Origin of the sequence: Nonomuraea maritima (genome assembly GCF_900100395.1) — a bacterium.
In the GTDB taxonomy this organism is placed as follows: Bacteria; Actinomycetota; Actinomycetes; order Streptosporangiales; family Streptosporangiaceae; genus Nonomuraea; species Nonomuraea maritima.
The window spans coordinates 191,078-210,908 of sequence record NZ_FNFB01000008.1 but is presented as its reverse complement, the minus strand read 5'-3'; the positions used below and the strand labels follow the sequence as shown (position 1 = coordinate 210,908).

General features: G+C 70.0%; 17 protein-coding genes. 5 read left to right on the top strand and 12 right to left on the bottom strand.

The window, feature by feature from the left end:
* Positions 1-95: 95 nt before the first annotated feature.
* Positions 96-1,133, top strand: coding sequence for a DNA polymerase IV (locus tag BLR04_RS16585; protein ID WP_090765333.1), 1,038 nt, complete (start codon positions 96-98; stop codon positions 1,131-1,133).
* Here BLR04_RS16585 and BLR04_RS16580 read toward each other — a convergent pair.
* The 7 genes from BLR04_RS16580 to BLR04_RS16550 all read right to left on the bottom strand — a co-directional run bounded on the left by BLR04_RS16580 (position 1,112) and on the right by BLR04_RS16550 (position 9,118).
* The gene (locus tag BLR04_RS16580) at positions 1,112-1,927 is read right to left on the bottom strand and encodes an endonuclease VII domain-containing protein (protein ID WP_090765330.1); all 816 of its coding nucleotides are present in this window, start codon (positions 1,925-1,927) and stop codon (positions 1,112-1,114) included. The genes BLR04_RS16585 and BLR04_RS16580 overlap by 22 nt on opposite strands.
* A 59-nt stretch (positions 1,928-1,986) precedes the next feature.
* Complete coding sequence (locus BLR04_RS16575; RefSeq protein ID WP_090765327.1) at positions 1,987-2,196, bottom strand: ubiquitin-like protein Pup; 210 nt, start codon at positions 2,194-2,196, stop codon at positions 1,987-1,989.
* Between the two features lie 206 nt (positions 2,197-2,402).
* On the bottom strand, positions 2,403-3,917 hold the full coding sequence (gene dop / locus BLR04_RS16570) for a depupylase/deamidase Dop (protein WP_281191484.1): 1,515 nt from the start codon (positions 3,915-3,917) through the stop codon (positions 2,403-2,405).
* 86 nt (positions 3,918-4,003) lie between these two features.
* A complete protein-coding gene (locus BLR04_RS16565) occupies positions 4,004-5,128 on the bottom strand; it encodes an acyltransferase family protein (RefSeq protein WP_090765321.1) in 1,125 nt (374 codons plus the stop codon).
* Between the two features lie 21 nt (positions 5,129-5,149).
* On the bottom strand, positions 5,150-6,178 hold the full coding sequence (locus BLR04_RS16560) for a pyridoxal-phosphate dependent enzyme (protein ID WP_218129001.1): 1,029 nt from the start codon (positions 6,176-6,178) through the stop codon (positions 5,150-5,152).
* Positions 6,179-6,298: 120 nt separating this feature from the next.
* Positions 6,299-8,062: a proteasome ATPase gene (arc, locus tag BLR04_RS16555; RefSeq protein WP_090765313.1), complete on the bottom strand. Its 1,764-nt coding sequence runs from the start codon at positions 8,060-8,062 to the stop codon at positions 6,299-6,301.
* 204 nt (positions 8,063-8,266) lie between these two features.
* Entirely contained in the window at positions 8,267-9,118 is an 852-nt protein-coding gene (locus BLR04_RS16550) for a tRNA (adenine-N1)-methyltransferase (RefSeq protein ID WP_090765310.1), read from the bottom strand.
* Positions 9,119-9,173: 55 nt separating this feature from the next.
* Between BLR04_RS16550 and BLR04_RS16545 the strand changes: the two genes are divergently transcribed.
* A complete protein-coding gene (locus tag BLR04_RS16545; protein WP_090765307.1) occupies positions 9,174-10,286 on the top strand; it encodes a GNAT family N-acetyltransferase in 1,113 nt (370 codons plus the stop codon).
* A 484-nt stretch (positions 10,287-10,770) separates the two neighbouring features.
* Here BLR04_RS16545 and BLR04_RS42355 read toward each other — a convergent pair whose 3' ends face one another.
* A complete protein-coding gene (locus BLR04_RS42355; RefSeq protein ID WP_090765304.1) occupies positions 10,771-12,249 on the bottom strand; it encodes an FHA domain-containing protein in 1,479 nt (492 codons plus the stop codon).
* A gap of 344 nt (positions 12,250-12,593) precedes the next feature.
* A complete protein-coding gene (locus tag BLR04_RS16535) occupies positions 12,594-13,730 on the bottom strand; it encodes a site-2 protease family protein (RefSeq protein ID WP_090765302.1) in 1,137 nt (378 codons plus the stop codon).
* Positions 13,731-13,845: 115 nt separating this feature from the next.
* Here BLR04_RS16535 and BLR04_RS16530 point away from each other — a divergent pair, with 115 nt between their 5' ends.
* The 3 genes from BLR04_RS16530 (at position 13,846) to BLR04_RS16520 (ending at position 16,649) form a co-directional block, all read left to right on the top strand.
* Positions 13,846-14,706 carry a RecB family exonuclease gene (locus BLR04_RS16530; protein ID WP_090765299.1) on the top strand — a complete coding sequence of 287 codons (861 nt, stop codon included), beginning with the start codon at positions 13,846-13,848 and terminating at the stop codon, positions 14,704-14,706.
* 84 nt (positions 14,707-14,790) lie between these two features.
* A complete protein-coding gene (locus tag BLR04_RS16525; protein ID WP_090765296.1) occupies positions 14,791-15,969 on the top strand; it encodes a sensor histidine kinase in 1,179 nt (392 codons plus the stop codon).
* Positions 15,966-16,649 carry a response regulator gene (locus tag BLR04_RS16520; protein WP_090765292.1) on the top strand — a complete coding sequence of 228 codons (684 nt, stop codon included), beginning with the start codon at positions 15,966-15,968 and terminating at the stop codon, positions 16,647-16,649. The genes BLR04_RS16525 and BLR04_RS16520 overlap by 4 nt, the downstream gene beginning before the upstream one ends.
* A gap of 45 nt (positions 16,650-16,694) precedes the next feature.
* Here BLR04_RS16520 and BLR04_RS16515 read toward each other — a convergent pair whose 3' ends face one another.
* From BLR04_RS16515 to BLR04_RS16505, 3 genes are read right to left on the bottom strand one after another with little or no spacing between them, the layout of a single operon-like run.
* A complete protein-coding gene (locus tag BLR04_RS16515; protein WP_218129014.1) occupies positions 16,695-17,684 on the bottom strand; it encodes an ABC transporter ATP-binding protein in 990 nt (329 codons plus the stop codon).
* Between the two features lie 32 nt (positions 17,685-17,716).
* The gene (locus tag BLR04_RS16510; protein WP_090765285.1) at positions 17,717-18,742 is read right to left on the bottom strand and encodes an ABC transporter ATP-binding protein; all 1,026 of its coding nucleotides are present in this window, start codon (positions 18,740-18,742) and stop codon (positions 17,717-17,719) included.
* Positions 18,739-19,752, bottom strand: a complete 1,014-nt coding sequence (locus tag BLR04_RS16505) for an ABC transporter permease (protein WP_090765282.1) — start codon at positions 19,750-19,752, stop codon at positions 18,739-18,741. Before BLR04_RS16505 ends, BLR04_RS16510 begins: the two co-directional genes overlap by 4 nt.
* Positions 19,753-19,831: the final 79 nt, after the last annotated feature.

The following is a 19,831-nucleotide window of genomic DNA, read 5'->3' as shown; positions in this document are numbered from 1 at the left end:
ACGGGACCGCCCGCAAGACACGTGAATCAAGTGAAGCCAGATGCGCGGCCCCACCGCACCGGGACGCCCCTCCCCCACCCAGCCATACTGAGCACATGTCCAGGGACTGGATCCTCCACGTCGACCTCGACCAGTTCATCGCCGCCGTCGAACTCCTGCGCCACCCCGAGCTCCGCGGCCGGCCCGTCGTCGTCGGCGGCACCGGAGACCCCACCCAGCCCCGCACCGTCGCCGCCACCGCCACCTACGAAGCCCGCGCCCACGGCGTCCACTCCGGCACACCCCTCCGCACCGCCCTCAGACGCTGCCCCGGCGCGGTCTTCCTCCCCACCGACCCACCCGCCTACGAAGCCGCCTCCGCACGCGTCATGGCCGTCCTGCGCGAATTCCCCGTCCGCGTCGAGGTCTGGGGCTGGGACGAAGCCTTCCTCGGGGCCATCACCGACGACCCGGAAACCCTCGCCACCGACCTGCGCGACGCCGTACGCACCCGCACCCGGCTCGAATGCTCCATCGGCATCGGCGACAACAAACACCAGGCGAAACTCGCCTCCGGCCTGGCCAAACCCGCCGGCATCCACCGCCTCACCACCGACACCTGGGCCGAGACCATGAACGACCGCCCCACCGACGCGCTGTGGGGCATCGGCGCCAAGACCTCCAGGAAACTCGCCGCACTCGGCCTGCACACCGTCGCCCAGCTCGCCGCCGCCGACCCCGCCGAACTGGCCCGCCACTTCGGCCCCACCAACGGCCCCTGGTACCGCTACCTCGCCCTCGGCAAAGGCGAAGCCGAGATCGTCACCACACCATGGATCGCCCGCGGCCACAGCCGCGAGACCACCTTCACCGACGACCTCACCGACCGTGACGCCATCGCCCGCCACGTCGCCGACCTCGCCGACCAGGTCACCCAGGACGCCACCGCAGCCGGCCGCGAGATCACCCGCGTCTCCGTCAAGATCCGCTTCAGCCCGTTCCTGACCCGCACCCGCCAGACCAAACTCCCCGCACCCACCACCGACCCGGCCACTGTCACCCGGACGGCCCTCGCCGTCCTCGACCGCTTCGACCTCGACCGCCCCGTCCGCCTCCTCGGCGTGGGCGTCGACTACACCATGCCCGACCCGTGACCCGGCCCGCTCAAACCCACCCTGCTCACGCTCGCGTAGAACGCCGACCGCAGCTCCTCCTCGGCCCGCACCAGCTCGCGCAACTCCTCGTCCGACACCTCGACCTCGTCGTACGGCTCCCCCGCCGCCACGTACGACAACGCCCGCCGCACCACCGCCGGATCGTCCCTGAACTGCCCGATCCCCGTGTTGCACGGCAGACACAACACGTACCGGACCGCCCCCGTACGGTGACAATGATCCACATGCTCGGGCCGCCGGTCCCAGCACACCACGCACAACCCGTGCTGAGCCGCGACCATCCGCTCGACGTCCTCCGGCCGCACCCGGTAACGGCGCGCCAGGTGATACGCCCGCGTCCGCGCCGGCGCCGCCTTCTCCTCCTGCTCGGGCAGCACCACGAACTCCGGCCAGAGCACCTCACCGTCGAGATCCAACGCGGCCAACTCCAGCAGCACCACGTTGTCGCCGATATGGCCCAGCCCGTTGTTGCAGTGGAAACAGAGAACGCCCCTGACCCGACCGGTCCGATGGCAGTGATCGACGAACGCGCCGGGAACGGCGCGGCAGATGGCGCAGAGCCCGCCCTGACGGGCGAGCATGCGCTCGAAGTCGTCCTCGGTGATGCCGTAGCGATAGCGGAGCAGGTAGTTCCGCTCGCTCCCGTGGTTCTTGGCCTTGTTCTCACGCGCCACGATCGCGTGGCACTGCTTGCGGTAGGAGATGAGCCCGTCCTTGGCCGACCGGTCGCCGCCGATTGCGCCCGAACTCGGAGACCGCCTTCTCTTCCCCACAGTCAGGACACCGCTTCACCGCGGCCACCTTCCACCCTCCCACCCCTGTCCGTTTTGCCCTACTGACCGCCCTTTTGCACGTAAGAGCGCACGAATTCCTCTGCGTTCTCTTCGAGAACTTCGTCGATTTCGTCCAGAATCGCGTCGACGTCGTCCGTGAGCTTCTCCTGGCGCTCCTGGACGTCGGGCGCCGCCGAAGCCTCGGTCTCCTCGACTTCGTTCTCGCGCCGACCGGTCTGCTTCTGGCCGCCGGTGTCCTTGGTTGCCATGTCGTACCTCCGCTTGGGGGACGTGCCTCTACGGATATCTTTCCCCGAACCGGGCGACATTGAGCGCGGATCGCCCGGCGATCTTGTGTCACGAATCGGATGGTCCCGGCATCCGCTCGCGGATCGCCGCGCCCGCAGGGGATGGAGCTCCTCGGCTCCACCCTGCGGGGCGACGTGTGGTGGTCGTCACATCCCGCGCTCGCGGGTCATTCTCCGCCGGTGAGCGCGGCGACGAGCTCGGCGGCGGTGTCGCAGCGGTCGAAGAGCTCGCCGACGTGGGCCTTGGTGCCGCGCAGCGGCTCCAAGGTGGGGACGCGCTGGAGGGATTCGCGGCCGGGGATGTCGAAGATCACAGAGTCCCAGGAGGCGGCGGCGACCGACTCGCTGTACTGGCTCAGGCAGCGGCCGCGGAAGTAGGCACGGGTGTCGGTGGGCGGGTGTTCGACGGCGCGCTGGACTTCTTCCTCGGTGACGAGGCGTTGCATGCGGCCGCGGGCGACGAGGCGGTTGTAGAGGCCGCGGTCGGGCCGGATGTCGGAGTACTGGAGGTCGACGAGCTGGAGCCTGGGGTGGGACCAGGCGAGGCCGTCGCGGCTGCGGTAGCCCTCGAGGAGTTCGAGTTTGGCGACCCAGTCGAGCTCGCGGGAGAGCTGCATGGGGTCTTCGGCGAGGCGGGTGAGGACGGATTCCCAGCGGTCGAGGATGTCCTTGTTCGACTCGTCCTGGGCGGTGCCGCGTTCTTCGACGAACTTGCGGGCTTGTTCGAGGTATTCCATCTGGAGCTGGATGGCGGTGAGCTTGCGTCCGTCGCGCAGGAGGATCTCGTAGCGGCAGGTGGGGTCGTGGGAGACGGCCCTGAGTGCCTGGACGGGGTTCTCCACGGCGAGGTCGCGGGTGAGGAAGCCTTCCTCGATCATGGCGAGGACGAGGGCAGTGGTGCCGAGTTTGAGGTAGGTGGAGATCTCGGACATGTTGGCGTCGCCGATGATCACGTGGAGGCGGCGGTATTTCTCGGGGTCGGCGTGGGGCTCGTCGCGGGTGTTGATGATGGGCCGCTTGAGCGTGGTCTCGAGGCCGACCTCGACCTCGAAGAAGTCGGCGCGCTGGCTGATCTGGAAGCCTTCGCCGCGGGAGTCCTGTCCGATGCCGACCTTGCCGGCGCCGACGACGACCTGGCGGGAGACGAAGAAGGGGGTGAGGTGGCGGACGATGTCGGCGAAGGGGGTGGCGCGCCGCATGAGGTAGTTCTCGTGGCAGCCGTAGGAGGCGCCTTTGGCGTCGGTGTTGTTCTTGTACAGCTGGATGGGGGCGTTGGCGGGGACGGCGGACGCGCGGGTGGCGGCGTCGTACATCACCCGTTCACCGGCTTTGTCCCAGATGACGGCTGCCCGTGGGTTGGTGCATTCGGGCGAGCTGTACTCGGGGTGGGCGTGGTCGACGTAGAGCCGGGCGCCGTTGGTCAGGATGACGTTGGCCAGGCCCAGGTCCTCGTCGGTGAGCTGGGTGGGGTCGGCGACCTCTCTGGCCAGATCGAAGCCGCGCGCGTCGCGCAGCGGGTTTTCTTCCTCGAAGTCCCATCGTGCTCTGCGCGCGCGAGCCGCCGACGCCGCGAGGTAGGCGTTCACGACCTGCGAGGAGGTCACCATCGCGTTGGCGCCTGGCTGGCCGGGTACGGAGATGCCGTACTCGGTCTCGATGCCCATCACCCGACGCACCGTCATGCAACACCCTCTGTTCGTCCGGGTCTGTCTGTCCGCCGTTTATATGCCCGAGCCTATGCCCTTCACAGTGCCCCAGGGCCACAGAGTTATGGCACCGAGGCCTTACGAACCTCTGCGGCGGGGGCGGTTGGGGTCTGCGGACGTCTGCGAGGCTTGAGGAGCCGCTGGATGGGACGTTCGGCAAAGGAGTAGACGAGATATGACAGGAGTATCGCGGCGAGTGTCGTGATCACGGCTACCAGCCATGGGGGCAGATCGCCGACGAGCAGCGGGACGAGGGCGACGGCGATCACGCTGTGGAAGAGGTAGAGGGGGTAGGTGGTGCCGCCGAGGGCGGTGAGGAGGCGGGAGGGCCGCAGGCGGAGCAGGCCGAGGGCGACGAGGGACGTCATGACGTAGATGAGCGTGATGGTGATGATCACGCTGGTGTCGGTGACGGGCATGTTCTTGAAGCCGGCGAGGTCGATGCGGCGGTGGACGCGGTCGAGCGCGGAGCCGATCGAGAGGGCGTATCCGGCGGCGACGTAGATCCAGGGGAGCCAGGAGCTGCCGCGTTTGTGGATGAGGTAGAGGGCCATGCCGGCGATGAAGTAGGGGGCGTAGGCGGGCATGACGATCTCGTCGACGAGGCTGTCCTCGAGGAAGTGGGCGCCGATGACGGCGGCGAGCCAGATGCCGGCGAAGGCGAGGACGCGTCCGTAGGTGACGCCGATGATGATGAGGATGCTGATCAGCAGGTAGAAGCGGAGTTCGGCCCACAGTGACCAGTAGACGCCGCTCGCGTCGGTGAGTTTGAACAGGCGCTGGAACATGGTGGCGTTGACCAGGTAGTCGCCTAAGGAGAGCTTGGGGTCGAGCGGTTTGGCGCCGGTGAGGCCGTAGAGGGCGGCGATGGCGGCGAGGCTGAGCCAGTAGGCGGGGTAGAGCCTGACCAGGCGGGAGCGGGCGAACGCGCCGAGGCCGCGTCCCCAGACGGACATGAGGATGACGAAGCCGCTGATGATGAAGAACAGTTCGACGCCGAGGATACCGAGCCCGGCGATGGGCGCGAGCGCGGGGAAGAGCTCGGCGGGCCGGTCTCCCCAGACGGAGGCGTAGGCGACGAGGTAGTGGAAGGCGACGACTGCCAGCGCGGCGAGGAAGCGCAGCAGGTCGAGTTCGGCCAGCCGGCCGTTGCCCCGCGCATGCTTCGCCTGGTTCAGGGAATGCACGCTCCTTTGACGGCTTTTCGATCACATTGGTTCCACTGGTCCCTCTGTTCCCACCAGAAACACGCGTGACACCTGGTCGAGGGCGAGGGTGTCGCGGGCCGAGGGGCTGAGCGCGAGCAGTCCGGCGGCTCCTGCGGCGCCGCATCCGGACAGGGCGATCCCGTGCCGGGCGAGCAGGTGGGCGGCGCCGGACGCCTGTTCGTCGGTGACGGTCATGTAGAGATCGGCGAGGCGGGTGAGGAGGCGGTGGGCGAGCAGGGAGGGTTCGTGGCAGTCGAGCCGGCCGAGCGTGGTGGGGCTTCCTGTGACGCGGACGGGGCGGCCTGCGCGGGCGCTCTCGAGGAGGCAGGGGGCGCCGTGCGGCTCGACGACCACGATCCGCGGTGCTTCGCCCCAGCGGTCGCGTACGTACGCGGCGGTGGCCGCGGCGAGGCCGCCGACGCCGGCCTGGACGAAGACGTGGGTGGGCGGTTCGCAGGTGTCGGCGAGTTCGTCGAGCAGGACGCCGTAGCCGCGCATGACGTCGAGCGGGATCTCGGTGTAGCCGTCCCATGAGCTGTCGGCGACGAGCCGCCAGCCATGTTCGCGGGCGGCTTGCTGGGCGGTGGCCATGGCGGTGTCGTAGTCGGGGCCGGCGCGGCGGACGTCGGCGCCGAGTGCGCGCAGGCGCCGCGCGAAGGGCTCGGGGACGTCGTCGCTCAGGTGGACGACGCAGGGTACGCCGGCTTCCGCGGCGGCCGCGGCGACGGACAGGCCGTGGTTGCCGGCGCTGGCGCACACGAACGGCGGGCCGTCGGGGTGGCGTTGGGCGAGGCGGTGGACGGCGTATCCGCCGCCGAGTGCTTTGAAGCTGCCGATGCCGAGGCGGGTGCTCTCGTCCTTGAGGTGGGCGGTGCGGGTGCCGGCGAGGCCGGGGATGGCGTGGACGGGGGTGGGCCGGTAGTCGCGCCGCCTGGCGAAGTGGGCGCGGGCGCGGTGGACGTGCCGGGTGGCGATGAGTTCGCGGTCCTGGGCGCTGTAGGGCGCACGGCCGGGGTTGGGGAACTCCACGCTCGCCATGGTAGGCAGGTGGGCGCCGGGGGCGGTGGTGCGAAACCCGGTGGGTATCGGGGACGGACGCCGGAACGGCAGGGCCGCGCGGTGCGTCCGCGCGGCCCTGCCGTCAGGGTTCTACAGGTACTGGCCGGTGTTGGCGACGGTGTCGATGGATCGGCCGGCTTCGGTGCCCTGCTTGCCGGAGACGAGGGTGCGGATGTAGACGATCCGCTCGCCCTTCTTGCCGGAGATGCGGGCCCAGTCGTCGGGGTTGGTGGTGTTGGGCAGGTCTTCGTTCTCGGAGAACTCGTCCACGCAGGCCGTGAGCAGGTGCTGCACCCGCAGGCCCTTCTGGCCGGATTCGAGGAACTGCTTGATGGCCATCTTCTTGCCCCGGTCGACGATGTTCTGGATCATCGCGCCGGAGTTGAAGTCCTTGAAGTAGAGGACTTCCTTGTCGCCGTTGGCGTAGGTCACCTCGAGGAAGCGGTTCTCCTCGCTCTCGGTGTACATGCGTTCGACGACGCTCTGGATCATCCCCTGGATGGTGGCCGCGCGGGAGTCGCTGTGCTCGGCCAGGTCGTCGGGGTGCAGAGGCAACTCGGAGACGAGGTACTTCGAGAAGATATCCTTGGCCGCCTCGGCGTCCGGCCGCTCGATCTTGATCTTGACGTCCAGGCGGCCGGGCCGCAGGATCGCCGGGTCGATCATGTCCTCGCGGTTGGAGGCGCCGATCACGATGACGTTCTCCAGGCCCTCGACGCCGTCGATCTCCGACAGCAGCTGAGGGACGATGGTGTTCTCGACGTCGGACGACACGCCGGAGCCTCGGGTGCGGAAGATCGAGTCCATCTCGTCGAAGAACACGATCACCGGGGTGCCCTCGGAGGCCTTCTCGCGGGCCCGTTGGAAGACCAGGCGGATGTGCCGCTCGGTCTCGCCGACGTACTTGTTGAGCAGTTCGGGGCCCTTGATGTTGAGGAAGAAGCTCTTGCCGGACTGGCCGGTCTTCTCCGCGACCTGCTTGGCCAGGGAGTTGGCGACGGCCTTGGCGATCAACGTCTTGCCACAACCGGGAGGGCCGTAGAGCAGCACGCCCTTGGGCGGGCGCAGCTTGTGCTCGCGGAACAGGTCGGCGTGCAGGTAGGGCAACTCGATGGCGTCCCTGATCTGCTCGATCTGCCTGCCGAGGCCGCCGATCTCCTCGTAGGAGATGTCGGGGACCTCTTCGAGCACCAGTTCTTCGACCTCGGACTTCGGAATGCGCTCGTAGACATAGCCGGAGCGAGGTTCGAGCAGCAGTGAGTCACCGGCCCTGATGGGCTGGCCCACCAGGGAGTCGGCGAGGCGCACGACGCGCTCCTCGTCGGCGTGCGAGATGACCAACGCGCGCTTGCCCTCGTCGAGCAGTTCCTTGAGCATCACGATCTCGCCGACCTCTTCGTAGCCGAGTGCCTCGACCACGTTGAGCGCCTCGTTGAGCATGACCTCCTGGCCACGCCGCAACGAGTCGACGTCGACACTGGGGCTGACGTTCACCCGGAGCTTGCGTCCGCCGGTGAACACCTCGATCGTGCCGTCTTCTCGGGCCTCGAGGAAGGTGCCGAAACCGGACGGCGGTTGCGCCAGCCGGTCGACTTCCTCCTTGAGGGCGACGATCTGGTCCCGGGCCTCCTTGAGGGTTGCGACCAGGCGCTCGTTCTGGCCGGTCACGGCCGCGAGGTTCGCCTGTGCCTCGTGAAGGCGTTCTTCGAGGACCCTGGCCTGACGGGGTGACTCGGCCAGCTTCCGCCTCAGCGCGGTGATCTCCTCCTGGAGGAAGGAGACCTGTGTTGAAAGATCAGCGACCTCCCGTTCGCGCTGCGCGGCTCGAGCCTCAGCATCATCGCGAGCTGCCACGCCCCGTCACCTCCTTCCCAGTCGAGAACGACTACTTAGGACCTTACCTATCTCGGGCCCCTCCGTAACCTGGCCGGGCAGTGTTCGTAGAGTGACATTCAGTATTCGGTGAATAATCCCCAATAGGGCGTTTAATACTCCCAGCATATGAACACGGCCAACTGTTCCCGTGTCACGCACCAGCGCGCCCTCGTGGCCAAATTGTCATAGTTCTTCGGTGGTCCCCTTCGGTCGTCGGCGGCGCGGCGGCGGCGTCACGCCGTCGGCCATGCGGCGGGCGGAGACGAGGAAACCGGTGTGGCCGATCATCCGGTGATCGGGTCGTACCGCGAGCCCTTCGACGTGCCAGTCGCGAACCAGGGTCTCCCACGCATGCGGCTCGGTGAAACACCCGTGATCGCGAATGGCCTCCACGGTCTTGGACATCTGCGTGGTCGTCGCCACGTAGCAGCAGATCACGCCACCCGGCGTGAGCGCCTTGGCGGCGGCGTCGACGCACTCCCAGGGGGCGAGCATGTCGAGGATGACGCGGTCGACGTCGGCCTCGTCGATCGAGGACACCAGGTCGCCGACGACCAGGCGCCAGTTGTCGTCCATCGGGCCGCCGTAGAACTTCTCGACGTTCTTGCGCGCCACGTCGGCGAACTCCTCGCGGCGCTCGTAGGAGGTGACGTGGCCCTCAGGGCCGACGGCGCGCAGCAGGAAGCAGGTGAGCGCGCCGGAGCCGACGCCGGCCTCGATGACCCGGGCGCCGGGGAAGACGTCGGCCATGCCGACGATCATCGAGGCGTCCTTCGGGTAGATGACGGCCGCGCCGCGCGGCATGGCGAGCGTGTAGTCCTGCAGCAGGTGGCGGAACGCGAGGTACTGGGTGCCGCCGGACGAGCGCACGACGGAGCCCTCGGGCTGCCCGATCAGATCGCTGTGCGGGATGGCGCCCTTGTGGGTGTGGAAGACGCCGTCCTCCTTGAGCGTGATCGTGTGACGCTTGTTCTTGGGGTCGGTGAGCTGCACCTGATCCCCGACCTGGAAAGGCCCATGCCTGCGGAAACCCATGGCGGCAAGGTTATAGGGCTTTCGGGCACGTCCGGACGCGCGATATCTATGGGGGATGCTCCCCGACGACGTGATCTCCACCGGTGCTCTGATCCTGCGTCCCGCGGCGGTGTCCGACGCCGAGGCCGTCGTGCGGATGTGCGACGACCCGGTGACCGCCAGGTTCCTGCCGTTGCTCGCGCGGCCGTACCGGCTGCAGGACGCGCGCGAGTACCTGGAGATGGCGGCGACGCGCTGGGAGGACGGCGGTGCCGAGTACGTGATCACGGAGGCGGGCCGGGTGGTCGGCTCGATCGGGGTGCGGCCTCCCGACCGCTGGGGGGTGACGGAGCTGGGCTACCTGGTGGCGCCGTGGGCCCGCAACAGGAACGTGGCCGCCACGGCGGCGCGGGCGCTGACCGACTGGCTGTTCGACCACGGGGTCCGCCGGGTCGAGCTGCAGGCCGAGGTGGAGAACGTGGCGAGCCTGCGGGTGGCGTACAAGGCGGGGTTCCGCGAGGAGGGGCGGCGGCGGGAGGCCAAGCGGCTGCGTGACGGGCGTTTCGCCGATCTTGTGACGTTCGCCAGGCTGCGGGGCGAGGCGGTGCTTCCGCCGGAGCCGTACCTGCCGTTCTTCGAGGGCGGCTTCGAGGGCGGTGAGCTGAGCGACGGGGTGGTGCGGCTGACGCCGCTGGCGGTGGCCGATGCCGCCGACTACCACCGGATGATGGCCGATCCCGACGTCGCGGCGTTCGCGGTGGCCCCGCCCACGACGCTGGAGGACGACGAGCGGCGCTGCCGCTGCACGGGCTACTGGTGGGTGTCGGGGCAGCGGGTCGAGCTGGCGATCAGGGACGCCCGCTCGGGGGAGTTCGCCGGGCACGTCCAGCTCATGCAGGTGCTGCCGCTGCTGGCGCAGGCCATGGTGGGCTACTCGCTGCTGCCCGAGCACCGCGGCAGGGGCTTCATGACGCGTTCGGTGCGGCTGCTGGTCGACTGGGCGTTCGACCGTACGCCGTTGCACCGGATCGTGGCGGGCACCGACATCGCGAACGTGGCCTCGCACGCGGTGCTGGAGCGGGTGGGGTTCGCCCGGGAGGGCATGCAGCGGGAGCTGTTCGCGAATCCGGACGGGACGCGGGCCGACCACGTGGAGTGGGCGCTGCTGCGCTCGCAGTGGAAGCACTAGCGGGCCTGTTCGGTACGGACCGGATCACTTCGAATGGGACGGCCGGTTGGCGGCCTGTCATACGGAGTTCACGCGCATTGTTCGCGGATTGTTTCGCTGACACTGTCGGCGTCGATTGCCGTGCCATTGGCGCGATGAATTGTTTATCGCCGCGGTTTATCCGAGGGCGGGTCATGCCGCTTTCCGGCCGCCTCCGCGCGTCAGGAAAGCCCGGCCCCGCCGAGGTTCCCGGCTCGCGGCGGCCCGGGGAGAGTTCCGGTGACGGCTTCGTGAACGGCTCGGGAGCGCCGGAGGCAGCTGGCACCGCTTAATACCGATTTTTTGCCATATATCCACCTTCACGGCGCCGATCACCCTCGCCACCAGGCAATTCCTCCGCCGTCCACTCCCCCAGCCCTGACAGCACGGCTGCGGGCGGGTCGTCCCCGGGCACGCGGACGCCCGCGCCCCCTGCCGGGGTGCGCGGGCGTGCCGGGAGAGACGGTCAGCCGCGATGGGCCTCGAAGCGGAGGGTGCGGGACACCCCCACGCGCACCGTGGTGCCCGGAGCGATGGTGACCGGTTCGTTCGGCGGGATGTCGTAGAAATTGGGGTCGCCAGGCGGCTGGATCTGGGTGCCGTTCACGGAACCCAGATCGACCAGGTTGACGTCCCAACCGTCGAGCGCCACCCGCAGGTGGCGGCGCGACACCGAGCCGTCGGGGCTGGTCACCTTGGCGGGGCGGGCGCTGCCGCCGGCCACCTCGGGGGCGCGCTCGGGATCGCGGCCCAGCAGGTAGTCGCTCTCGAGGGGCAGCGCCGTGCCGTCGTCGAGGATGAGGACGCCGAGCGACGGGCGGGGACCCTTGTAGGGCACCAGGGTGCGCTGGACGAGGGCGATGCCGCAGACCACGCAGTAGGGCGCGCGCGGGTCGTTGAAGTGGTCGTTCTTGCAGTCGACGCCGTAGACCATCGGGCGGTCGCCGTGCTCGGCCTGCTGCTCCTGCTGTTGCTGGGGCGGCTGGCCCTGCTGGTCGTAGGGGTCGGACGGGCCGTGCACCGGCTGCTGGTCGTACGGCTCGTAGGGGTCGGACGGGCCCATGCGCTGCGGGAGCGGCTGGTCGGCGCCGGAGGGCTGCTCGTCGTAGGACGGGTACTGTTCGGGCGCGGACGGCAGCTGCTCGGCCGGCGTGTGGTACGCAGGCTCGTGGTAGGAGGGCTCCTGCGGCGGCAGGTAGGGCGGCGGCTCGGGCGCGCTCAGGTAGGGCTGCGGCTCGGGCGCCTGCGGCACCGGCTGCGGGCCGGAGTGAGGGCCGGACTGGGGGCCGGAGTGCGGGCCGGGCTGCGGCGCCGGCGCGGGCTGGGCCGGTGGCTGGTCGGCGAGCGGGTACGGCGGCCGTTCCACCGGCTGCACCGGCTGCTGGGGCTGCTGGACCGGCGGGGCGAGGTCGGGCTCGTAGTGCAGGGCCGTGTTCGGCATCTCGCTGGTCAGCGGCCGGGACGGGGCGGGCAGGTCGGTGAAGTCGCCGACGAGACCGCCGCCGTGCACCACGCCGCCGTCGAAGCGGACGGCGGGGTGGGGGCTGCCCGCGCCGGGCAGGCTCAGCTCGACGCGGTCGACGGGACCGTTGACGAGCCGGTCGGCCCAGGTGAGCGAGTCGCTGCCGGCCAGGCGCGTCTCGCCGCCCGGGGTGGTGACGGTGGCCGCGGCCGAGCCGCTGACCAGGACGGCGACGCCACCGCCGACGGGTCCGGCGACGGCGCACGTGGCGGGGTCGCCCGTCATGTTGGCGGCGAGCACCTGGGCGGCGCGGCGGGCCAGTGCCCTGCCGTCGCCTCCTGACCCGGCGGTCTCGCGCAATGCGGTGAGCAGGTCGTCGGCGGCCGCCTCCGTGGAGTCGCACACCAGCAGGAGACCGCCCAGATAGGCGACCAGCCCGTTTCCGGGAAGCGGACGCACCACTCCGAAGCCGTGGTCGGTCATGCGTCCTCCCTCATGACGACCGTGCTGCGCTCATCGGTGCCCTCGCGGCGCTCGGTCACTCAACTCTCCTCCCCGGAACCCGGCGATGTCACGGCACCCGCACTGCAGTGCCGGCCCGCCAGCCATACGCATACCCAGCCGAGGGGACGGTGTCGCGGCCTCGCCGTCTCGAATCGATGAACCGGCGGACCGTCACTAACCCCTTGACTGGGCAAGTCTGGCCAAACAGCACACTATCGGCCAGTAGTCGCATCGCAGAAATCGCCCGGGGGTGTGACCGGGCGTACCGAAACTGCCTGGGCACGACCCTAGCGAGGGGCCGCGCCATAAACGAGTGGGACAAATCAGACGCCGGTGAAAACCCGGTTCACATCGGCGGTGGCGAGCACGCCGTAGATCTCGCCGCCGCGCTCGACGAGCAGGTACTCGCTGCCCGGGACCTCGCGCATGGCGTCGATGAGCGGTTCGCCGCGCAGGTCGGCCGGGAGCACCATGCCGGGCTCCAGCGACTTCGCCAGGGACGCGACGGTGATCCACGGGCGCCGGTGCTCGGGCGTGGCCTGGACGGCCGCCTCGTGGACGATGCCGACCGGCCTGCCGTCGTGGTCGACGACGACCATCGCGCCCGCCCGGCTGTCGGCGGCCTGCCGCAGCGCCTCCGACAGCGGGGTCTCGCTTGTCACGGGGATCGCGCGGCGTGCCAGGGCGCGCGCGTCGACCTGCGGGATGCGCGCGCGGACGCGGGCCACGCGCAGCGACTGGCCGGCGCCCATCCAGATGAAGGCGGCCAGCACCAGCGGCCAGACGAGGTTGGAGAAGTCGAGCTCGCCGTCGCCCCCCAGCATCGTGGCGAGGGGGAAGACCACCAGCAGCACAGCGAGCACGCGGCCGCCCCACGCGGCGGCGACGGTGCCGGTGCCCGGGTTGCCGCTCACCTTCCACACGCCGGCGCGCAGCATCCGGCCGCCGTCGAGCGGGAGCCCCGGCAGCAGGTTGAAGACGCCGACGATGAGGTTGGCGAACCACAGCTGCCAGACGAGCACCTCGGGGATGCCTCCGTCGTTGACGAGATAGACGTCGGCGACGAAGCCGAGCGCGGCCAGCCCGAGCGACAGCAGCGGGCCCACCGCGGCGACCATGAACTCCTTGCCCGGCGTGGGCGGCTCCTTCTCGATCTCGGAGACGCCGCCCAGGAAGTAGAGGGTGATCCTGCGGACGGGCAGGCCGTAGACCTTGGCGAGGACGCTGTGGGCGAGCTCGTGCAGCAGCACCGAGACGTACAGCAGCACGGCGAAGACGAACGCGACGCCGTAGGCGCCGAAGGTGCCGAGGTCGGGCAGCTTCGCCGCCATCTGGGGGCCGAACAGGAACGTGATGAAGGCCGCGACGAGGAACCACGTCCATGAGACGTACACCGGAATGCCGAACGGCCTCCCCATCCTCAGACCGGGGAAATCCTGCCGCGGGCTCTGCTCGCTCACCGCACTCCTTGAACGTCCGCTACGTGCCGATGCTGCCTTGATGCTACGCGCCGGATCACGTGATCCTCGTTCCGCGAAGGTTATTCTGTCGGGGTCTTGACCTAGAGTGCGGTGCATGACGTTGACCGAGCCGGTGATCATCGGAGCTCTCTCCCCGTCCCGGGCGGGCGATTTCATGACCTGTCCTCTGCTCTACCGCTTCCGGGTGATCGACCAGTTGCCCGAGAAGCCGTCGCCGCCGGCGGTGCGCGGCACGGTGGTCCACGCGGTCCTGGAGCGCCTCTACGACCTTCCCGCCTCCGGCCGTTCGGTCGACGCGGCGCTGGCGCTGCTGGAGCCGCAGTGGCGGCGGCTGCTCGACGACGAGCCGCTCTACGCCGAGATGTTCGCCGACCAGGCCGAGCACGACGAGTGGCTGGCGCAGGCGCGCGGCATGCTGGAGCGCTATTTCACGTTGGAGGACCCGACGCGGCTGGAGCCGGCCGAGCGGGAGCTGTACGTCGAGGCGGTGCTCGACGGCGGGCTGATGCTGCGCGGCTACGTCGACCGGCTCGACGTGGCGCCGACCGGTGAGATCCGGGTGGTCGACTACAAGACGGGCAGCGCGCCCGGCCCGGAGTTCGAGGCGAAGGCGCTGTTCCAGATGAAGTTCTACGCACTGGTGCTGTGGCGGCTGCGCGGGCGGGTGCCGCGGCTGCTGCAGCTGGTCTACCTCGGGGGCCGGGGCGAGGTGCTGCGTTACGCGCCCGACGAGGCCGACCTGCTGGCCACCGAGCGCAAGGTGATGGCGCTGTGGGCGGCGATCGAGCGGGCGCTCGACTCGGGTGAGTGGCGGGCGCGCCGCAGCCGTCTGTGCGACTGGTGCGACCACCAGGCGCTGTGCCCCGAGTTCGGCGGCACTCCCCCGCCCGTGCCCGACCGGCAGCCCGGCGACACGGTGCGCAGCAGCCGGCGGGCGGCCACCGACGAGCTCTGAGGCCCTCTCTCCGGCTGCAGGCGGGTGCGCCAATCCTCCCAGGGGAGGAGGTTACGGGCTTTCACCTGGTCCTACAGTGAAGCGGTGCGGACAGACCGGATCAGGCTCGACGACGCGGTGCTCGCCGCGATCGTGGCCGTGGCCTCGGTGACGCTGTTCTGGCTCTACGGCCCCGCGCAGCAGCGCCTCGACGGCTTGCGGCCGCCCGACCTGCTGGGCGGCGTGCTGGTGGCCCTGGCGTGCGTGCCGGTGGCGGCGCGCCGCCGCTGGCCGCTCGCGGCGCTGTGCGTGGGGCTGGCGCTGGAGACGCTGCCGGCGGTGTCCGGGTACGGCATGGGCGTGGTGGGCCTGGCCGGTCTGGTGCTGCTGTACTCGGTGGCCTCCAACCGGGGGCTGGCGATGGCGCTGGGGGCGTTGGTGCTCGCGGCGCTGACGTACACGCTGACGGCCGTGGCCGGCCTCGTGCGGGCGGCGGGGTGGAACGAGCATCTGATGGTGGCGGTGTTGCTCGTGGCGGTGTGGGGGGCCGGCAGGAGCCTGCGGCTGCGGCGGGCGTACCTGGAGGAGCTGAAGGAGCGGTCGGCGCGGCTGGAGCGGGCGCACGCGGCCGACACGCGGGCGGCGCGGGCCGAGGAGCGCTCGCGGATCGCCCGGGAGCTGCACGACGTGGTCGCCCACCACGTGAGCGTGATGACGGTGCAGGCGGCGGCGGCCCGGCGGGTGCTGGGCTCCGATCCCGATCTGGCGCGCGAGGCGTTGTCGGCCGTCGAGCACACGGGCCGGCTGGCGATGACGGAGATGCGCAACATCGTGGGGGTGCTGCGTACCGACGCGGGGGCGGGCGCGCGGGCCGAGCTCGGCCCGCAGCCGGGGGTGAGCGATCTGCCCGCGCTGGTGGAGCAGATGCGGGAGGCGGGGCTGCCGGCCCGGCTGGCGACGGAGGGTGAGCCTCGGGCGCTGCCCGCGGGGGTCGACCTGGCCGCGTACCGGCTGGTGCAGGAGGGGCTGACGAACAGCTTGCGGCACGCGGGCGCGAGGGCCAGGGCCGAGGTGACCCTGCGGTACGGCCCGCGCGAGCTCGAGGTGGGCGTGGCCGACGACGGCCGCGGGGCGGCCCAGGAGGAGCTGTCAGGGACGTCAGGGCACGGTTTGGTGGGCATTCGCGAGCGGGTCGCCCTCTATGGTGGAATTCTCAGCGTCGGTCCGCTGGCGGGCGGCGGTTTCGAGGTGCGGGCGAAGTTCCCGTTGAAGGACGGCCAATGACGATCAGGGTGCTGCTGGTGGACGACCAGCCGCTGCTGCGCACCGGGTTCCGCCTGATCCTGGAGGCCGAGCCCGACCTCACGGTGGTGGGGCAGGCGGGCGACGGCAAGGACGCGCAGGAGCAGACGCGGGCGCTGCTGCCCGACGTGGTGCTGATGGACATCAGGATGCCCGGCGTCGACGGCATCGAGGCGACCCGCCGCATCGTGCGGGAGGCGGCTCCGGCGGCGCACGTGCCGAAGGTGCTGGTGCTGACCACGTTCGACCTCGACGAGTACATCGTGGAGGCGTTGCGGGCGGGCGCGTCGGGGTTCCTGCTGAAGGACGTGCCGCCCGACGAGCTGGTGCAGGCGATCCGGGTGGTGGCGGCCGGTGACGCGATCGTGGCGCCGAGCGTGACCCGGCGGCTGCTCGACCGGTTCGCCGCGCGGCTGCCGTCGGCGTACGAGCAGGCGGCGCCGGCGCGGCTCGACCGGCTGACCGAGCGCGAGCTCGAGGTGCTGCGGCTCATCGCCAAGGGCATGTCCAACGCCGAGATCGCGGCCAAGCTCGTGGTGAGCGAGACGACGGTCAAGACGCACGTCGGCAACGTGCTGACGAAGCTGGGGCTGCGCGATCGCGTCCAGGCCGTGGTGCTGGCCTACGAGACGGGGCTGATCACGCCGGGCACCCTGTCGTGAGAGCGCCGCCCGCCCGGTGGGGGCGGGCGGCGCGTCACCGTGGGTTCAGCCGGCCTTGGCGGACGTGCCGGCGGCGGACGCCTCGGGGGCGTTCTCCGGGAAGTGGCAGGCCACCTGGTGGCCGCCGGCCATCTCGGTGAGCGGCGGCTCGACCTTCTTGCAGATCTCCTGCGCCTTCCAGCAGCGGGTGTGGAAGCGGCAGGCGGGCGGCGGATTGAGCGGGCTCGGCACGTCGCCCTTCAGCCGGATGCGCTCCTGGTCCTTGCGGACCTTGGGGTCGGGTACGGGCACGGCCGACAGCAGCGCGTTGGTGTACGGGTGCATGGGCACGCTGTACAGGCGCTTGCGTTCGGCGACCTCGACGATCTTGCCGAGGTACATGACCGCGACCCGGTCGCTGATGTGCCGGACGACCGACAGGTCGTGGGCGATCACCACGTAGGTCAGGTCGAGCTCTTTCTGCAGGTCTTCGAGCAGGTTGACGACCTGGGCCTGGATCGACACGTCGAGCGCGGAGACCGGCTCGTCGGCGATGATCAGCTTCGGCTTGAGCGCCAGCGTACGGGCGATGCCGATGCGCTGCCGCTGGCCGCCGGAGAACTCGTGCGGGTAGCGGTTGTAGTGCTCGGGGTTGAGGCCGACCATCGCGAGGATGTCCTGGACGGCCTTCTTGACGCCGTTCTCGGTCTGCACGCCCTGGATGCGGAACGGGGCGCCGACGATGGCGCCGACCGTGTGGCGGGGGTTGAGCGACGAGTACGGGTCCTGGAAGATCATCTGCATGTCGCGCCGGAGGGGGCGGAGCCCGCCCTGGCTCATGTGCGTGATGTCCTGGCCCTCGAAGACGACCTTGCCGCCGGTGGGTTCGAGCAGCCGGGTGACCAGCCGGCCCGTGGTGGACTTGCCGCAGCCGGACTCGCCCACCAGGCCGAGCGTCTCGCCCTTGAACACCTCGAAGCTGATCCCGTCGACCGCCTTGACGGCGCCGACCTGCCTTTTGAGCAGGCCCTTGGTGATGGGGAAGTGCTTCTCCATGTTCTGCACGGACAGAAGCGGCTCGTTTTCGCTCACTGGATCTCCAGCACTGGCTTGATCTCGTTCTCCCACAGGCTGTGGCGCTCGTCCCTGCTCATGTGGCAGCGCACGAGGTGACCGCCCGCGGTCTCGGTCAGGGCCGGGACCTCGGTGCGGGCCTTGTCGCCGGTGCGCTCGGCGTACGGGCAGCGGGGGTGGAAGGCGCAGCCCGGCGGCACGTTGATCAGCGACGGCGGTGAGCCCTTGATCGGCATGAGCCGCTCGGTCGGCTCGCGGTCGAGCCGCGGCATGGAGCCCAGCAGACCCCAGGTGTAGGGGTGTTCGGGGCGGTAGAAGACGTCCTCGGCGGTGCCGTACTCGACGCACTTGCCGCCGTACATGACGAGGATGTCGTCGGACAGCTCGGCCACCACGCCGAGGTCGTGCGTGATGATGATCAGCGCGGAGTTGAACTCGCGCTGCAGGTCGCGCATGAGGTCGAGGATCTGCGCCTGCACGGTCACGTCGAGCGCGGTGGTCGGCTCGTCGGCGATGAGCAGCTCGGGGTCGCAGGAGAGCGCCATGGCGATCATGGCGCGCTGACGCATGCCGCCGGAGAACTCGTGCGGGTAGCTGTCGACGCGCCTGGCCGGCTCGGGGATGCCGACGCGGCCGAGCATGTCGATGGCATGCTTGCGCGCCACCTGCTTGGAGACGTCGTGGTGGATCCGGTAGGCCTCGATGATCTGGTGGCCGACCGTGTAGTAGGGGTGCATCGACGACAGCGGATCCTGGAAGATCATCGCCATCTTCTTGCCGCGCAGCCGGCGTACGTGCTCGGCGCTGGCTCCGATGAGCTCCTCGCCGTCGAGCCAGATCTCGCCGGACAGCCGGGCGCGGCCGCCCTTGTGCAGACCCAGGATGCCGAGGCTGGTGACGCTCTTGCCGGAGCCGGACTCGCCCACGATGCCGAGGGTCTTGCCGCGCTCGACGCCGAACGACAGGCCGTCCACGGACTTGACGATGCCGTCGTCCGTCGGGAAGTGGATCTTCAGGTCTTTGACGTCCAGGAAGCTCACGACAACCTCACCCTCGGGTCGACCACGGCGTACAGCAGGTCGACGATCAGGCTCGCGACCACCACGAAGGTCGCGGCCACCAGCACGACGCCCATGACCTGCGGCATGTCCTGCGTCCTGATGGCCAGAATGGCGTACTGGCCGAGCCCGGGCAGAGTATAGGTGGTCTCGGTGAGGATGGCGCCGCCGATCAGCAGGCCGAAGTCGATGCCGAAGAGGGTCAGGATGGGCGTCAGCGTGGCCCGCAGGCCGTGCTTGACGACGACCTGTCTCTCCTTCAGGCCCTTGGCCCTGGCGGTGCGGATGTAGTCCTCGCCCATCGTCTCCAGCATGCCGGCCCTGGTGAGCCGGGCGTAGGTGGCGGCGAACAGGAACGCCAGCGTGATCCACGGCAGCAGCAGGTCGTACGCCCACAGCGCCGGGTTCTCGTCGATGGGTGTGTAGGAGCCTCCCGGCGGCGTCCAGCCCAGGCCGTAGCTGAAGACGACCAGGGAGATCATGCCGGTGAAGAAGATGGGCAGCGACACGCCGGCCAGGGCGGTGCCCATGGTGAGCCGGTCGAAGAAGCTGCCTCGGCGCAGGGCGGAGACCACGCCGACGGTGACGCCGGCGATCACCCACAGCACCGCGGCGCCGATGGCCAGCGAGAAGGTCACCGGCATCCGGTCGAGCAGGTCGGGCCACACGGGCTGGCCGCTGATGAAGGAGTAGCCGAAGCACGGTGCGGGGCACTGCTCGACGCCCGCCCCGTAGTCGTACTGGGCGCCGGCGAAGATGCCCTTGACGAAGTTGCCGTACTGCACGACCACCGGGTCGTAGAAGCCCAGCCGTTCGGCCACCAGGTGGACCGTCTCCGGCGTGGCCGCCCGGCCCACGTACCGGGACGCCATGGCCTCGGGGGTCGCCCCCGCCCATTGCGGCACCACGTAGAAGATGCCGAAGGTGACCATGCTGATGACGATCAGCATGGCGAACGCGCCGATCAGACGCCTGATGATGTATGTGAGCACCGCTACCGGCCGAGTGGCCCGCCCGCGAGCGGACGGGCCACTCCTGCCTTCACCTGCCTTCGCTAGTTCCCCGAACCTC

Bases quoted from the DNA above. Each gene is read 5' to 3' on its own strand.
- BLR04_RS16585 (WP_090765333.1), top strand. From the start codon at position 96: ATGTCCAGGGACTGGATCCTCCACGTCGACCTCGACCAGTTCATCGCC.
- BLR04_RS16575 (WP_090765327.1), bottom strand. From the start codon at position 2,196: ATGGCAACCAAGGACACCGGCGGCCAGAAGCAGACCGGTCGGCGCGAG.
- dop (WP_281191484.1), bottom strand. From the start codon at position 3,917: ATGACGGTGCGTCGGGTGATGGGCATCGAGACCGAGTACGGCATCTCC.
- BLR04_RS16550 (WP_090765310.1), bottom strand. From the start codon at position 9,118: ATGGGTTTCCGCAGGCATGGGCCTTTCCAGGTCGGGGATCAGGTGCAG.
- BLR04_RS16545 (WP_090765307.1), top strand. From the start codon at position 9,174: ATGCTCCCCGACGACGTGATCTCCACCGGTGCTCTGATCCTGCGTCCC.
- BLR04_RS42355 (WP_090765304.1), bottom strand. From the start codon at position 12,249: ATGACCGACCACGGCTTCGGAGTGGTGCGTCCGCTTCCCGGAAACGGG.
- BLR04_RS16530 (WP_090765299.1), top strand. From the start codon at position 13,846: ATGACGTTGACCGAGCCGGTGATCATCGGAGCTCTCTCCCCGTCCCGG.
- BLR04_RS16520 (WP_090765292.1), top strand. From the start codon at position 15,966: ATGACGATCAGGGTGCTGCTGGTGGACGACCAGCCGCTGCTGCGCACC.
- BLR04_RS16515 (WP_218129014.1), bottom strand. From the start codon at position 17,684: ATGGAGAAGCACTTCCCCATCACCAAGGGCCTGCTCAAAAGGCAGGTC.